The 15,408-nt window shown below is 66.1% G+C and carries 13 protein-coding genes; 11 read left to right on the forward strand and 2 right to left on the reverse strand.

All coding sequences use genetic code 11. The features are described 5' to 3' along the window. Positions 1–187: 187 nt before the first annotated feature. On the forward strand, positions 188–553 hold the full coding sequence (gene clpS, locus KIT53_RS01160) for an ATP-dependent Clp protease adapter ClpS (protein WP_297746287.1): 366 nt from the start codon (positions 188–190) through the stop codon (positions 551–553). Positions 554–641: 88 nt separating this feature from the next. Then, positions 642–2,978: an ATP-dependent Clp protease ATP-binding subunit ClpA gene (clpA, locus tag KIT53_RS01165; protein WP_297746290.1), complete on the forward strand. Its 2,337-nt coding sequence runs from the start codon at positions 642–644 to the stop codon at positions 2,976–2,978. 84 nt (positions 2,979–3,062) lie between these two features. Here clpA and KIT53_RS01170 read toward each other — a convergent pair whose 3' ends face one another. Beyond that, complete coding sequence (locus KIT53_RS01170) at positions 3,063–4,601, reverse strand: helicase HerA-like C-terminal domain-containing protein (RefSeq protein ID WP_297746293.1); 1,539 nt, start codon at positions 4,599–4,601, stop codon at positions 3,063–3,065. A gap of 100 nt (positions 4,602–4,701) precedes the next feature. On the opposite strand from KIT53_RS01170, the gene KIT53_RS01175 reads away from it, so the two are divergent. The 8 genes from KIT53_RS01175 to KIT53_RS01210 all read left to right on the forward strand — a co-directional run bounded on the left by KIT53_RS01175 (position 4,702) and on the right by KIT53_RS01210 (position 12,014). After that, positions 4,702–5,421 carry a YebC/PmpR family DNA-binding transcriptional regulator gene (locus KIT53_RS01175; RefSeq protein ID WP_297746296.1) on the forward strand — a complete coding sequence of 240 codons (720 nt, stop codon included), beginning with the start codon at positions 4,702–4,704 and terminating at the stop codon, positions 5,419–5,421. An 83-nt stretch (positions 5,422–5,504) separates the two neighbouring features. After that, positions 5,505–6,779: a phosphoribosylamine--glycine ligase gene (gene purD / locus KIT53_RS01180; protein ID WP_297746298.1), complete on the forward strand. Its 1,275-nt coding sequence runs from the start codon at positions 5,505–5,507 to the stop codon at positions 6,777–6,779. 14 nt (positions 6,780–6,793) lie between these two features. Continuing rightward, the gene (hemF, locus tag KIT53_RS01185) at positions 6,794–7,717 is read left to right on the forward strand and encodes an oxygen-dependent coproporphyrinogen oxidase (protein ID WP_297746301.1); all 924 of its coding nucleotides are present in this window, start codon (positions 6,794–6,796) and stop codon (positions 7,715–7,717) included. Continuing rightward, positions 7,717–8,334, forward strand: coding sequence for a nicotinate (nicotinamide) nucleotide adenylyltransferase (nadD, locus tag KIT53_RS01190; RefSeq protein ID WP_297746303.1), 618 nt, complete (start codon positions 7,717–7,719; stop codon positions 8,332–8,334). The genes hemF and nadD overlap by 1 nt, the downstream gene beginning before the upstream one ends. After that, positions 8,331–9,035 carry a ribosome silencing factor gene (gene rsfS / locus KIT53_RS01195; protein ID WP_297746306.1) on the forward strand — a complete coding sequence of 235 codons (705 nt, stop codon included), beginning with the start codon at positions 8,331–8,333 and terminating at the stop codon, positions 9,033–9,035. The genes nadD and rsfS overlap by 4 nt, the downstream gene beginning before the upstream one ends. After that, positions 9,032–9,499 (forward strand): 23S rRNA (pseudouridine(1915)-N(3))-methyltransferase RlmH, encoded by a 468-nt coding sequence (rlmH, locus tag KIT53_RS01200; RefSeq protein ID WP_297746308.1) that lies wholly within the window; start codon positions 9,032–9,034, stop codon positions 9,497–9,499. The genes rsfS and rlmH overlap by 4 nt, the downstream gene beginning before the upstream one ends. Positions 9,500–9,796: 297 nt before the next feature. After that, the gene (locus KIT53_RS01205) at positions 9,797–10,414 is read left to right on the forward strand and encodes a Maf family protein (RefSeq protein ID WP_297746311.1); all 618 of its coding nucleotides are present in this window, start codon (positions 9,797–9,799) and stop codon (positions 10,412–10,414) included. Between the two features lie 46 nt (positions 10,415–10,460). Beyond that, the gene (locus tag KIT53_RS01210; protein ID WP_297746315.1) at positions 10,461–12,014 is read left to right on the forward strand and encodes an Rne/Rng family ribonuclease; all 1,554 of its coding nucleotides are present in this window, start codon (positions 10,461–10,463) and stop codon (positions 12,012–12,014) included. A 41-nt stretch (positions 12,015–12,055) separates the two neighbouring features. On the opposite strand, the gene msbA is transcribed toward KIT53_RS01210, so the two are convergent. After that, a complete protein-coding gene (msbA, locus tag KIT53_RS01215; RefSeq protein ID WP_297746317.1) occupies positions 12,056–13,864 on the reverse strand; it encodes a lipid A export permease/ATP-binding protein MsbA in 1,809 nt (602 codons plus the stop codon). 223 nt (positions 13,865–14,087) lie between these two features. Here msbA and tolB point away from each other — a divergent pair, with 223 nt between their 5' ends. Beyond that, on the forward strand, positions 14,088–15,380 hold the full coding sequence (tolB, locus tag KIT53_RS01220) for a Tol-Pal system beta propeller repeat protein TolB (RefSeq protein ID WP_297746928.1): 1,293 nt from the start codon (positions 14,088–14,090) through the stop codon (positions 15,378–15,380). The last annotated feature ends 28 nt before the right edge of the window (positions 15,381–15,408 follow it).

A 15,408-nucleotide genomic window follows, 5' to 3' on the forward strand; every position in this document is an offset into this window, starting at 1 on the left:
CGCGAACAGGCGCAGGAAAGGCGGTTTTCTTCACGGATTTCCCATCGCTTTTCGCCTCACAATGGGGCATGGATGAATCCACCCGTACCGTTTATGCACTGGCTTCGGTCCGTCGGGACGAAGAAGAGGGTGGGTCCGCGTACTTCCTATTCCCGGACGCGATCGGGGACGTGGGGGCGCCGCTAGAATGGTTTTCATGGCCACCCAGAACCCGAAGAAACCGCCCGTGCCCGCTGCCCCTCCGGCAGCCGGCAGCGATGACGCGGTCGTGCTTGAACGCCGCACCCAGCGCACCCAGCCGCCGCAGATGTTCCAGGTGGTGCTGCTCAACGACGATTTCACCCCGATGGAATTCGTGGTGCACATCATCCAGGAGTTTTTCAGCAAAGACCGGGAAACCGCCACGCAGATCATGCTCAAGATCCATCTGGAGGGCAAAGGGATCTGCGGGGTCTATTCCCGGGACGTGGCCACCACCAAGGTCGATCAGGTCCTCCAGGCCGCACGCGCGGCGGGTCATCCGCTGCAGTGCCTGAGCGAGCCCGTTGAATAAAGCCGGAAGCACCCCATCTGAACCCCGTACCAGCTAACCGTATCCAAACGCTTGCTCATTCCACCCTCCCAGCCCAAAGGACGTGCCCATGATTGCCCAGGAACTTGAAGTCAGCTTGCATATGGCCTTCGTCGAGGCCCGGCAGCAGCGGCACGAATTCATCACCGTCGAGCACCTGTTGCTCGCCCTGCTGGACAACCCCAGCGCGGCGGAGGTGTTGCGCGCCTGCTCGGCGAACATCGACGACCTGCGCAAGTCCCTGACGAATTTCATCAAGGACAACACCCCGCAGGTGGCCGGCACCGACGAGGTGGACACCCAGCCCACTCTGGGTTTCCAGCGTGTGATTCAGCGCGCCATCATGCACGTGCAGTCCACCGGCAACGGCAAGAAGGAAGTCACTGGCGCCAACGTGCTGGTGGCCATCTTCGGCGAGAAGGACTCGCATGCGGTTTACTACCTGCACCAGCAGGGCGTCACACGCCTGGACGTGGTGAATTTCATCGCCCACGGCATCCGCAAGAGCGATCCGCCCGAACCGACCAAGTCCGGGGAGAGCGCTGCCGACAACGAGGAGGCCGCCGAAGCCAAGGGCAACGAAAAGGCCTCGCCCCTGGAACAGTTCACCCAGAACCTCAACCAGATGGCCAAGGACGGCAAGATCGACCCCCTGATCGGTCGCGACTACGAGGTCGAGCGCGTGATCCAGATCCTGTGCCGCCGCCGCAAGAACAACCCGCTGCTGGTGGGTGAGGCTGGCGTGGGCAAGACGGCGATTGCCGAAGGCCTGGCTTGGCGCATCACCCAGGGCGACGTGCCAGAGATCCTGGCCGAGTCCAACGTGTATTCGCTGGACATGGGCGCGTTGCTGGCAGGCACCAAGTACCGGGGTGACTTCGAGCAGCGCCTCAAGGGCGTTCTCAAGTCCCTCAAGGACAAGCCCAATGCCGTGCTCTTCATCGACGAGATCCATACCCTGATCGGGGCTGGCGCGGCCTCGGGCGGTACGCTGGACGCCTCCAACCTGCTCAAGCCGGCGCTCTCCAGCGGCCAGCTCAAGTGCATCGGTGCGACCACGTTCACCGAGTACCGGGGCATCTTCGAGAAAGATGCTGCGCTCTCCCGCCGTTTCCAGAAGGTCGACGTGGTCGAGCCGACGGTGGAGCAGACCGTGGACATCCTCAAAGGCCTGAAGTCGCGCTTCGAGGAGCACCACAACGTCAAGTACGCGCTGAACGCCCTCCAGGCGGCGGCCGAGTTGAGCGCCAAGTACATCAACGACCGTCATCTGCCCGACAAGGCGATCGACGTGATCGACGAAGCGGGCGCGGCACAGCGGATCCTGCCGGCGTCCAAGCGCAAGAAGACGATTTCCAAGACCGAGGTCGAGGACATCGTGGCCAAGATCGCCCGGATTCCGCCGGCCAACGTCTCCAACGACGACCGCAGCAAGCTGCAGACGCTGGAGCGCGACCTCAAGAGCGTGGTGTTCGGTCAGGACAAGGCTCTGGAGGTGCTCGCGTCCTCGGTGAAGATGGCTCGCTCGGGCCTGGGCAAGGCCGACAAGCCCATTGGTGCCTTCCTGTTCAGCGGCCCCACTGGCGTTGGCAAGACCGAAGCGGCCAAGCAGTTGGCCTACATCATGGGCATCGACCTGATCCGCTTCGACATGTCGGAGTACATGGAGCGCCATGCCGTGAGCCGCCTGATTGGCGCGCCTCCGGGCTACGTCGGCTTCGACCAGGGTGGCCTGCTGACCGAGGCCATCACCAAGAAGCCGCATGCGGTGCTGCTGCTCGACGAGATCGAGAAGGCACACCCGGACATCTTCAACGTGCTGCTGCAGGTGATGGACCATGGCACGCTGACCGACAACAACGGACGCAAGGCCGACTTCCGCAACGTGATCATCATCATGACCACCAACGCGGGTGCCGAGACCATGAACAAGGCCACCATCGGTTTCACCAACCCGCGCGAGGCGGGTGACGAGATGGCCGACATCAAGCGCCTGTTCACGCCGGAGTTCCGCAACCGCCTGGATGCCATCGTCAGCTTCAAGGCCCTGGACGAGAACATCATCATGCGGGTGGTGGACAAGTTCCTGCTGCAACTGGAGACGCAACTGGCCGAGAAGAAAGTGGAGGTCACCTTCACGGATACCCTGCGCAAGTACCTGGCGAAGAAGGGCTTCGACCCGCTCATGGGCGCGCGGCCCATGCAGCGCCTGATCCAGGACACCATCCGCCGGGCCTTGGCCGACGAACTGCTGTTCGGCCGGCTCACGGAAGGCGGCCGCTTGATCGTGGATCTGGTGACCAAGACGGACGAGGCGGGCAAGGAAGTGCAGGAAGTCGCGCTGGACATCCAGCCTCTGCCCAAGAAGGAAGGCAAGGCTCGGCCGGAAGAGGCCACGGCAGGCTGAAAGAAAGCCGCACCTTCGACGAAAAAGACCCGGTCATGCCGGGTCTTTTTCTTTTTTGGGGTCTTCCCGGGAGGGAGCGTCGCTTCAGCGTTTGCCGCCCAGCAGCCCGCCCAGCACGCCGCGCAGGATCTGCCGGCCCAGGCCGCTGGCCACCGTGCGGGCGGCGGTTTTCGCCATGGTCTGCACGAGGCCATCGTACTGGCCGCCGCGCGGGCCCGTGCGGCCGAACAGCACCTCGTTGATGACATTCTTCTCCGCCGCGGGGGCCTCCTTGCTGGCGGTACCTGGAATGCGCGTGGTCTTGGTCGCCGGCGCGGTCTGGGCCTGTTCCTCCGCCTGGCCGCGTTCACCCGCATGCGAGCGGAACATCTCGTAGGCGCTTTCGCGGTCTACGGTTTTTTCATAGACGCCTGCCACCAACGAGTTCTGGATCAGCGCGCGACGCTGTTCGGGCGTGATGGGGCCGAGCTGGCTGCCGGGTGGAATGACGAACACGCGCTCGGTTTCGCAAGGGCGGCCCTTGGCATCGAGCAGGCTGACCAAAGCTTCGCCGACCGCCAGTTCGGTGATGGCGGCCTCGATGTCCAGGCCGGCCTTGGGTCGCATCGTCTGGGCTGTGGACTTCACGGCTTTCTGGTCTCGTGGCGTGAAGGCACGCAGGGCGTGCTGCACGCGGTTGCCAAGCTGTCCCAGCACGCTGTCCGGTATGTCGAGCGGGTTCTGCGTCACGAAGTAGACGCCGACCCCTTTGGAGCGGACCAGGCGCACGACCAGTTCGATGCGCTCGACCAGCACCTTTGGCGCTTCGTTGAACAGCAGGTGGGCCTCGTCAAAGAAGAACACCAGCTTGGGCTTCTCGGGGTCGCCGATCTCGGGCAGGTTTTCGAACAGCTCCGAGAGCATCCACAACAGGAAGGTGGCGTAGAGGCGCGGCGCGTTCATCAGCTTGTCGGCGGCCAGGATATTGACCACGCCCTTGCCGTCGACGGTCTGCATGAAGTCGTTGATGTCGAGCATGGGCTCGCCAAAGAACTTGTCGCCGCCCTGTTGCTCGACCTGCATCAACCCCCGTTGGATGGCGCCGATGCTTGCGGCGCTGATGTTGCCGTACTCGGTGGTGAACTGCTTGGCGTTGTCGCCGACGTGTTGCAGCATGGCCCGCAGGTCCTTCATGTCCAGCAGCAGCAGGCCGTTGTCGTCGGCAATCTTGAACACCAGGTTGAGCACGCCGGCCTGGGTGTCGTTCAGGTTGAGCATGCGCGAGAGCAGCAGCGGCCCCATGTCGCTGATGGTGGCGCGCACGGGATGGCCGAGTTCACCGAACACGTCCCACACCGTCGTCGGACAGGCCTGGGGAGCGGGCAGGGTGATGCCGCGGTCCTGCAACACCTTGGTGAGCTTTTCGCCGAAACTGCCGCGCTGGCTGATGCCCGAAAGATCGCCCTTGACGTCGGCCATGAAGACCGGCACGCCGATGTTGGAGAACTGTTCGGCCAGGGTTTGGAGGGTGACCGTCTTGCCCGTGCCGGTGGCACCGGTGATGAGGCCGTGGCGGTTGGCCAGGCCAGGCAGGAGCTGGCAGGTGGTGGAGGCGTTCTGGGCGATCAGCAGCGGTTCGGCCATGGTCGAGTCTTCCTTGCGTGGCGTGTTCGGGCGTTGCGGGTGAAAACGTAAAATCGCAGGCTTATTAGATCAAAGCCAGAACGGGCAAAAGGACAATTTCGTGGCCGGACACAGCAAATGGGCGAATATTCAACACCGCAAAGGCCGACAGGACGAAAAGCGGGGCAAGATCTGGACGCGCGTCATCCGTGAAATCACCGTGGCGGCCCGCCAGGGTGGCGGCGACCCGTCCATGAACCCGCGGCTGCGTCTGGCGATCGAAAAGGCCAAGGCGGCCAACATGCCGGCCGACCGCATCAAGTACAACGTCGACAAGGCCTCCGGCAACCTGGAAGGCCAGGCCCTGGAAGAGATCCGCTACGAGGGCTACGGCATCGGCGGCGCCGCCATCATCGTCGACACCATGACCGACAACCGGGTGCGCACCGTGGCCGAGGTGCGCCATGCCTTCAGCAAGCACGGCGGCAATCTGGGTACCGACGGCTCGGTGTCCTTCCAGTTCAAGCATTGTGGCCAGCTCATCTTCGCCCCCGGCACCTCGGAGGACAAGGTGATGGAGGTGGCACTGGAGGCGGGGGCGGAGGACGTGATCAGCGACGACGATGGCGCCATCGAGGTGCTGACCTCGCCGACCGATTTCGAAGCGGTGAAGAACGCGCTGGAGGCCGCGGGCCTCCAGCCTGAGGTGGCCGAGGTCACGATGCGCGCGGAAAACACCATTGCCCTCGCTGGCGAAGACGCGGCGCGCATGCAGAAACTGCTCGACGTGCTGGAGGACCTGGACGATGTCCAGGAAGTGTTCCACAACGCGGAAATGTGACCCCAGCGCCGCGCTGCGCATCGCTCCCCCTGGAGTTCGGCCTGCGGTCCGAGGTGCGTTGAGATGTTTTTATGGAGAACGGTTTGAAAGTTTTGGTGATCGGCGGCGGTGGCCGTGAACATGCCCTGGCCTGGAAGCTCCGGCAATCCGAAGGCGTGAGCCAGGTCTTCGTGGCGCCTGGCAACGCGGGCACCGCGCGCGACCCCGGTTTGCACAACCTGCCCGTCACCGACAAGGTGGCGCTGCGGGAATGGGCGCAGGCCAATGGCATCGGGCTCACCGTGGTCGGCCCCGAGGCTCCCCTGGCTGCCGGTGTGGTGGATGAGTTCCGCGCGCACGGCCTGCCGATCTTCGGACCCACCCGTGCGGCGGCCCAGTTGGAGAGCTCCAAGGCGTTTTCCAAGGCCTTCATGCAGCGCCACGGCATTCCCACGGCGCGCTACCAGACCTTCACCGACGCGGCGCAGGCCCATGCCTACGTGCAGGCGGAGGGTGCCCCCATCGTGGTCAAGGCCGACGGCCTGGCTGCCGGCAAAGGGGTGGTGGTGGCCATGACCGAGGAGGAGGCGCACGAGGCCATCGACTTCATGCTGCTCGACAACAAGCTGGGTGTGGCGCACAACGAGGGCGGCGCCCGCGTGGTGATCGAAGAGTTCCTGGTGGGCGAGGAGGCCAGCTTCATCGTGCTGTGCGATGGCGAACACGCGCTCGCGCTGGCGACCAGCCAGGACCACAAGCGCCTGCTGGACGCCGATCAGGGGCCCAACACGGGCGGTATGGGCGCCTATTCGCCCGCGCCCGTGGTCACGCCCGAGGTGCATGAACGCGCCATGAACGAGGTGATCCTGCCCACGCTGCGCGGCATGGCAGCCGATGGCCTTCCCTACACCGGTTTTCTCTATGCCGGTCTGATGATCACGCCCGACGGACGGGTCAAGACGCTGGAATTCAACTGCCGCATGGGCGATCCCGAGACACAGCCCATCATGATGCGCCTGCGCAGCAACTTCGCGCAGGTGCTGCTGGCGGCCACGCGCGCCGAACTCGACGGCGTGCAACTGGACTGGGACCCGCGCGTGGCGCTGGGCGTGGTGCTGGCCGCTGCCGGCTATCCCTTGAACCCCCGCAAGGGAGATGCCATCACGGGCCTGCCGGCCGATGAGGCCGACCGCATGGTGTTCCATGCGGGCACCACCGAAGTCGGCAACGAGGTGCAGGTGAGCGGCGGGCGCGTGCTCTGCGTGACGGCCTTGGCGGATTCGGTGGCCAAGGCCCGCGAGCGCGCCTACGCGGTGGCCGATGCCATCCGTTTCGATGGCGCGCAATTCCGGCGCGACATCGGCCATCGCGCGCTCTGAAGGTGTAACCGCGCATGGGAACTCCGACCACCTCCCTGGCCATGGTGCGCGAGTACCTGGTCGACCTCCAGGAACGCATCACCTCCACGGTCGCCATGGTCGATGGCAGCAACTTCCTCGTCGATCGCTGGACCAAACCGCGTGGCGAAAAGCTGCAGGGCAGTGGCATCACCCAGATTCTGGAAGATGGCGCCGTGTTCGAGCGTGCCGGCTGTGGCTTCTCCCATGTGAGCGGGCCCGGTTTGCCACCATCGGCCACGCAGCACAGACCCGAACTCAGTGGCGCGCCCTTCGAGGCCATGGGGGTCTCGCTGGTCTTTCACCCGCGCAACCCCTATGTGCCCACGGTGCACATGAACGTGCGCATGATTGCCGCCACGCCTGTGGGCGGTGAGCCGGTGTGCTGGTTCGGCGGCGGCATGGACCTGACGCCGTACTACGGATTCGAGGAGGATGCGGTGCACTTTCACCGCTCGGTCAAGCAGGCGCTCGATCCCTTCGGCGTAGACAAGTACCCGCGCTTCAAGAAGTGGTGCGACGAGTACTTCTACCTCAAGCACCGCGACGAACAGCGAGGCATCGGCGGGGTCTTCTTCGACGACTTCTCCGAACTGGGTTTCGACGGCAGCTTTGCCATGATGAGTTCGGTGGGTGACACCTTCCTGGACGCCTACCTGCCCATCGTGGACCGGCGCAAGAACACGCCTTACGGTGAACGCGAGCGCAGCTTCCAGCTCTACCGGCGTGGGCGCTATGTCGAGTTCAACCTGGTGTGGGACCGCGGCACCCATTTCGGTCTGCAGTCCGGCGGGCGCAGCGAGTCCATCCTTCTGTCGATGCCGCCGCTGGTGAGCTGGGCCTACAACCGCAAGACCCGCAAAGGCACGCCGGAGGACCGGCTGTACAAGGAGTTCCTGGTGCGCAAGGACTGGGTCTGATGCAGACCTCGCCAGCGCCCCGGCGGGTGGGCATGTTCGGCGGCGCCTTCGACCCGCCGCACAAGGCCCACCGCGAACTGGCCGAGACCGCCATTGCCCAGCTCGGGCTGGACGTGCTGCATGTGCTGCCCACCGGGCTGGCCTGGCACAAGACCCGCGTGCTCACGCCCGCCGCAGACCGCCTGGCGATGTGCAGGCTGGCCTTCGGGGACTTGCCGCAGGTGCACATTGACGACCGGGAAATCCGGCGCGAAGGCCCGAGCTACACGGCAGACACCCTGATTGAACTGCGCGCCCAGTACCCGCAGGCCCGGCTGTTTCTGGTGTTGGGTGCCGACCAGTTGAAAGCATTCAGAAGCTGGGTGCGCTGGCAGGAGATACCGACGCTGGCCACGCTCGCCGTGGCTGGCCGGCCCATTGCCGGCGATGCCACCGATCTGGAGGGCGTGGGTATCCCCCATGAAGCGCTGCACATGCCGCTGCGCGACATCAGCGCCACCGACGTCCGGGCGCGCATCAGGCAACCCGAGCCAGGCGGTCAACCGCTGGATGTTCTGGTGCCTGAGGGCGTCGCACGCTATATTTCGCAACACCGCCTTTACCTGACCCCTCAATGACCAGCGAATCCACCGCCAAGAAAGACATCCAGAAACTCCAGCGCGCCATCGTCGATGGCCTGGAAGACGTCAAGGGCCAGGACATTGTCGTTTTCAACACCGAGCACCTCTCGCCGTTGTTCGAGCGCGTCATCGTCGCCAGCGGCACCTCCAACCGCCAGACCAAGGCGCTGGCCGCCAGCGTGCGCGATGCGGTGCGGGATGCCGGGTTCGAGAAGCCGCGCATCGAAGGTGAGGACAACGGCGAATGGATCATCGTGGACTGCGGGGCCGCCGTGGCACACGTGATGCAGCCCGTGATCCGCCAGTACTACCGCCTGGAAGAAATCTGGGGCGCCAAGCCGGTCCGGCTCAAGCACGGTACGGAGAAAGACAAGGCCGCCGTGACCGGCAAGCCGGCTGCCAAGGCACGCAAGGCACGCAAGGCACCCGCGGAGTCCGCGGCTCCCGTGCCGGCCAAGACGGTGGTGCGAAAGCAGGCCAAGTCCACGGCAGCCCCTGCGCCCAGGAAGGCCGCCGCCAAGCCGGCGGCTCGCAAGACGGTGGCGGCAAAAGGTGCGCGCGACAAGGCCCCGGCGGCCAAGACTGCGCTCAAGACCGTGGTGGTCAAGCCACGTGCCGCCGGCAAACCGGTGGCCAAGGCGGCAGCCAAACCGGCGGCTCGCAAGACCACCAAGACGACCGCATCCCGCAAGGCATGAAGTTGCTGATCGTCGCGGTCGGGCAGCGCGTGCCCGACTGGGCCCAGACGGCCTACGACGATTTCGCCAAACGTTTCCCACCTGAGCTGCGGGTGGAGCTCAAAGCCATCAAGACCGAGCCGCGCGGCTCCAAGACGCTGGAAACGCTGCTGGCCGCCGAGCGCGAACGCATCGAGGCCGCCTTGCCACGCGGCTGCCGCACCGTTGCGCTGGACGAACGCGGCACCGCGCTGACCACCAAGGCGTTGGCGCAGCAGTTGCAGCAATGGCAGCTCGAAGGTGACGACGTGGCGCTGGTCATCGGCGGTCCCGATGGACTGGACCCTGCCTTCCGTGCCGCGGCGCACCAGCGTATCCGCCTGTCCGACCTCACGTTGCCGCACGCCATGGTGCGGGTGCTGCTGATCGAACAGCTCTACCGCGCCTGGTCCATCAACGCCAACCATCCATACCACAGGGAATGAGTGCCCCCACGCTCCACCGCTTCGCGGGTCGCTGCCCCCCAAGGGGGCTGGGCCGCCTTGGGAGCGGCCCGGCGGCGGCCGGTGTGCCCCTCACGCTCCACCGCTTCGCGGGTCGCTGCCCCCCAAGGGGGCTGGGCCGCCTTGGGAGCGGCCCGGCGGCGGCCGGTTTGCCCCTCACGCTCCACCGCTTCGCGGGTCGCTGCCCCCCAAGGGGGCTGGGCCGTCTTGGGAGCGGCCCGGCGGCGGCCGGTTTGCCTCACACGTTTCTCCGCTTCGCGGAGGTTTGATCTGCCGACCATGCCTGATTTCATCTACCTGGCCTCTCAGAGTCCGCGTCGCCTGCAGCTACTGGAGCAGTGGGGGGTGCGTTGCGAGTTGTTGCTGCCCGACGCGTGGGAGGATGTGGAGGCGCTGGAGGCGGTTCGGCCGGGCGAGTCGCCTGCGACCTATGTGCAGCGGGTGACGGGGCTCAAGCTGGATGCCGCTCTGGCGCGCCTCAAGCGCAGGGGCTTGCCCGGCGCGCCGGTGCTGTGTGCGGACACCACGGTGGCGTTGGGGCGGCAGATCCTGGGCAAGCCGGCCGATGCCGCCGAGGCGCGGCGCATGCTGGCCCGCCTCTCCGGCCAGCGCCACCGGGTGCTCACGGCGGTCGCGGTCGGTGTGGCCGGACGGCATGTCGACCGGCATTGGGCGGCGCTGTCCAGGTCATGGGTCACCTTCGAGACCGTGGGGGCTTCGCGCATTGCCCGTTATGTCGTCAGCGGCGAGCCCATGGGCAAAGCCGGCGCCTACGCCATACAGGGCCGCGCGGCGCTCTGGGTTCGCCACATCAGCGGCAGTTATTCGGGCATCATGGGTCTGCCCGCGCACGAGACTGCGCAGGTGCTGGCCTCGGCCGGCGTGCGGCTGGGCTGACACCGGCTCCTCGCGCCAGAACACACATCACGGAGACAGCCAAGCGATGAGCCAGGACATTCTGATCAATTGGTCCCCGCAGGAGACGCGCGTGGCCGTGGTGGAGCAGGGCGCAGTGCAGGAGGTGCACCTAGAGCGCACGCTCGAGCGGGGTCTGGTGGGCAACATCTACCTGGGCAAGGTCTCGCGCGTGCTGCCGGGCATGCAGTCTGCCTTCATCGACATCGGACTGGACCGCGCGGCGTTCCTGCACGTGGCCGACCTGATGCCGAACATCGCGGCGAAGCACGCTGGCCCACGCGAGAAGGCCGCCGCGGCGCCCGCTCCGCTGCCCGACGCTGCAGGGCCACCTGCCGGAGCGGCCAAGGTGCTCACACCCAACCCGGTGCTGCCGATCGAGCGACAGATCTTCGAGGGCCAGTCGCTCATGGTGCAGGTCCTCAAGGACCCGATAGGGACCAAGGGCGCCCGCCTCACCGCGCAGATCAGCATTGCCGGCCGTCTGCTGGTTTTTCTGCCACAGGACAACCACATCGGCGTCTCGCAGAAGATTCCGCCGGCCCAGCGCGAGTCCCTGCGTCAACGCCTGATGCGCCTGACGGCCCTGCCGGATGGCAGTCCCTCAGGTGGGTTCATTCTGCGGACCAACGCCGAGGATGCGACCGACGAGGAACTGATCGAGGACACCGCCTACCTGCGCAAGACCTGGTTGCGCATCAAGGAAGCCGCGACGCGCCAACCCCCAGCCACGCTGCTGCACGAGGACCTCAACCTCATGCAGCGCGTGCTGCGTGATCTGGTGGGCGCGCATACGCAATCCATCCGCATCGATTCGCGCGAGCAGCACGGACTGCTGGGCTCGTTCGCGGCCGAATTCATGCCCGACACGGTGGCCAAGCTGCAGCACTACAGTGGCGAGCGACCGATCTTCGACTTGTTCAACATCGACGAGGAGATCGTGCGTGCGCTCAGCCGGCGGGTAGACCTGAAGTCCGGCGGCTATCTGGTGATCGACCAGACCGAGGCACTGACCACAGTGGACGTCAACACCGGCGGCTTCGTCGGCGCGCGCAATTTCGACGACACGGTGTTTCGCACCAACCTGGAAGCGGCGCAGGCCATCGCGCGCCAGCTTCGCCTGCGCAACTTGGGCGGCATCGTGATCGTGGACTTCATCGACATGGCGCGCGACGACCACCGCGAGTCGGTGCTTGCCGAGTTCCGCAAACAGCTCGCGCGCGACCGGGTCAAGACCATGACCGGTGGCTTCTCCCAATTGGGCCTGGTGGAAATGACACGCAAACGCACCCGCGAGTCGCTGGCCCACATGCTCAGTGAACCTTGTCCTGCGTGCTCGGGGCGTGGCGTGGTGAAGACCGCGCGCAGCCTCTGCTACGACATCCTGCGGGAAATTCTGCGTGAGGCCCGGGCCTTCAGCCCGCGGGAGTTCCGCGTGGTCGCCTCGCCCAAGGTGATCGAGCTGTTTCTGGACGAGGAGCGCGCCCACCTGGCCGGTCTGTCGGACTTCATTGGCAAGCCCATCTCGCTGCAGAGCGAAAGCTCCATGACGCAGGAGCAGTACGACATCGTCCTGCTGTAAGGGGGTGTGTCAGGCGGTTGGGCAGAAGGCGGGGGCGGGGCTCAGCGGTCGATGCCCAGCCCCTGGGCGTGCAGCCGTGCGTACAGCCCATCTGCCGCGAGCAGTTGGGTGTGGGTGCCCTGCTCGATGATGCGGCCTTCGGCCAGCACGACCACGCGGTTGGCGTGCTCGATGGTCGACAGGCGGTGCGCGATGACCAGCGTGGTGCGGCCCTTCATCAGGCGTGCCAGCGCCTCCTGCACCAGGCGTTCGGACTCGTTGTCCAGCGCCGAGGTGGCTTCGTCGAGGATCAGGATGGGCGCATCCTTGTAGATGGCCCGGGCGATGGCCAGGCGCTGGCGCTGGCCACCGGAGAGTTCGGCCGCGTTGTGTCCCACGGTGCTGTGGATGCCCTGGGGCAGGCGCTCGACCATGTCTCCCAGGTTGGCCGAGACCAAGGCGGCCAGCACGCGCTCGGCGTCGATCTCCGATGCCGCTGCGCCCAGTGCCACGTTGGCCGCCAGCGAATCGTTGAGCATGACCACGTCCTGGCTCACCATGGCGAACTGTCGCCGCAGGCTGGCCAGATCCCAGTCGGGCAGGGGAGTGCCATCCAGCAGCACCTCGCCCTGGTCGACCTCCACGAAGCGCGGCAGCAGGTTCACCAGGGTCGTCTTGCCCGAACCGGAAGGGCCGACCAGGGCCAGCACCTCGCCGGGGGTGATGTGCAGTGAGACGCCACGCAGCGCGGTGCGGCTGTGGTCGGCCGCCTCGCTCGGTTCGCCGGCTGCGTCCTTGGCTGGATAGCGCACCCGCACCTCGCGCAACTCGATATCGCCGCGGGCACGCTGCGCCGTGTGGCTGCCTCCCGCCTGTGCCGGTGTGTGCTCGATGAGCTCCAGTCCTCGCTCCAGTGCCGCCAGGCCCCGCGTGATGGGCGCCGTGATCTCGGCCAGGTGCCGGATGGGCGTGATCAGCATCAGCATGGCGGTGACGAAGGCGACGAAGTTGCCGACCGTCACGCCGGCGGAGTGGCTCTGCCAGAGCGCGACCGCGATCACCGCCGAGAGTGCCGCCGAGGCCAGCAGCTGCGTCAGCGGTGTCATGGCCGCCATCGCCACGGTGGATTTCAGCGCCAGGCGGCGCAGGCCCACGCTGAGGCCGTCAAAACGCTCGGCCTGGCGCTGCTGAGCGCCGTGCAGACGCACCATACGGTGAGCCAGCGCGTTTTCCTCCACCACGTAGGCCAGTTCGTCGGTGGCCTGCTGGCTGTCCCGCGTGAGCTGATAGAGGCGGCGCGAGAGTACGCGCATCATGTAGATGAGGCCTGGGAAGACCGTGAGCACGATCAGGGTGAGCCCCCAGTTCAGGTAGAACAGATAGCCCAGCAGCGCCAGCACGGTCAGGCTGTCCTTGCTGAGCGTGAGGATGGACGAGACCAGCATCTGCGAGCCGTTCTGCACCTCGTAGACCAGGGTGTTGGAGAGCTTGCTCGCGCTTTGCCGCGAGAACAGGGTCATCTGCGCATCGTTGAGCTTGGCGAACATGGCCCGGCGCAGGTTCAGCAGGCCCAGGCTGGCGGTGTAGGACAAGGTGTACTGCGCCACGAAGGTGGCCATGCCGCGAATGCCGAACAGGCCCATCAACGCGACCGGCACCGCCCACAGGGGAATGGCGCCTTCGGTGAAGCCCTCGTCCAGCAGGGCCTTGAGCAAGGCCGGAATCATGGGCTCGGTGAGCGCGCCCACCACGGTGCTGACGGCCGCCAGCACGATGCCGGTCTTGGCCGAACGGAAGAATGGCCAGAGGCGGCGCAGTCGCTGAGCCAGGGTGCCGTCCAGCGGCTTGTTCGAGGTGTCGGAGTCGGTCAAGTGCGGGTCAATTCGGGATTTCGCGCAGATCGGCGGAACAATGCGGGCCCGGCGGGATCATGCAGCCAGAAGACTCCCCGGCGGCGGGCTGTGCACACACATCTTGTCACGGGCGGGGGTTAACCCTCCGTTATTATCAGTTGGTTGGACCCGGCCCCACCCGCCGGCGTTACAAGCCAGAACAAGCGACACCTACAGGATGCTGGATTTGACCCGACCCGAAATGCTGGCCCCCCTGCCGAGACGACATGTTCTCGGCCTTGTTTCCTCCCTGCCTCTGCTGGCCTGGCCACTGTCCGCGGCGCACGCGCAGTTCCGTGTGGAGGTCTCGGGCGTGGGACTCACACAGTACCCGATCTCGGCCGTGGGCTTCCGTGGCAACGACGTGGCCAGCGAGAACATCGCGGCCATCGTGCGCGCAGACCTGGAGCGCAGCGGCCAGTTCCGCTTTGTCGAGCCGGTGAGCACAGGACTGGACGAAACTTCGCGGCCGGATCTGGCGCCCTGGCGCGACCGGGGCGCCGACTCGCTGCTGACAGGCAGCGTGACCCGGCTGGCCGATGGCCGTTTCGATGTGCGCTACCGCCTGTGGGACGTGGTGCGCGCCGCGGACCTCGGGGGATTGAGCTACCCCGTGGGGGCTCAGGACCTGCGCCTCGCGGCACATCGCATCGCCGACCAGGTCTACGAAAAGATCACCGGCGTCAAAGGCGTGTTCTCCACCCGCATCGCCTACGTCACCAAGAACGGTCCTCGCTACAACCTGTGGGTGGCCGATGCCGATGGCGAAAACGCGCGAGCCGCGCTCACCAGCCCGGAACCCATCATTTCGCCCAGTTGGGCACCGAATGGCGCCCAGCTGGCCTACGTGTCCTTCGAGGCCCGCAAGCCCGTCATCTATGCGCACGACGTGGCCTCTGGCAAGCGCCGGCTGCTGGCCAATTTCAAGGGCTCCAACAGTGCGCCGTCCTGGTCGCCCGACGGGCGTTCGGTGGTGGCCACGCTTTCCCTGTCGGGGAACACCCAGATCTACCTGATGGACGCCGCGGGAGGTGAGCCGCGCCGGCTCAGCCAGACCGCCAGCATCGACACCGAACCGGTGTTCAGCGCCGATGGCAAGAACATCTACTTCGTGAGCGATCGCGGCGGCTCGCCCCAGATCTACCGGATGAGCGCCCAGGGTGGGGCCGCCCAGCGCCTGACCTTCAACGGCAACTACAACATTTCGCCCGCGCCCAGTCCGGACGGCCGCTGGCTCGCCTTCATCTCGCGCATCAATGGCGCGTTCCGGTTGCATGTGATGGACCTGGCCAGCGGCTCCGTGACCGCGCTGAGCGAGGCCAGCGCCGATGAAAGCCCGAGTTTCGCCGCCAACAGCCGGATGATCATCTACGCCACGCGTGACCGCGGTCAGGAAGCCCTGATGACAACCACCGTCGACGGCCGCATCAAGACCCGGCTGGCCGGTGCCCAGGGTGACATCCGTGAGCCCGAGTGGGGCCCCTTCCTGCGCTGAGGCGTCTGTCTTCGCCACCGATCCGTTT

It is taken from the genome of Hydrogenophaga sp., assembly GCF_026125785.1.
Lineage (GTDB): Bacteria > Pseudomonadota > Gammaproteobacteria > Burkholderiales > Burkholderiaceae_C > Hydrogenophaga.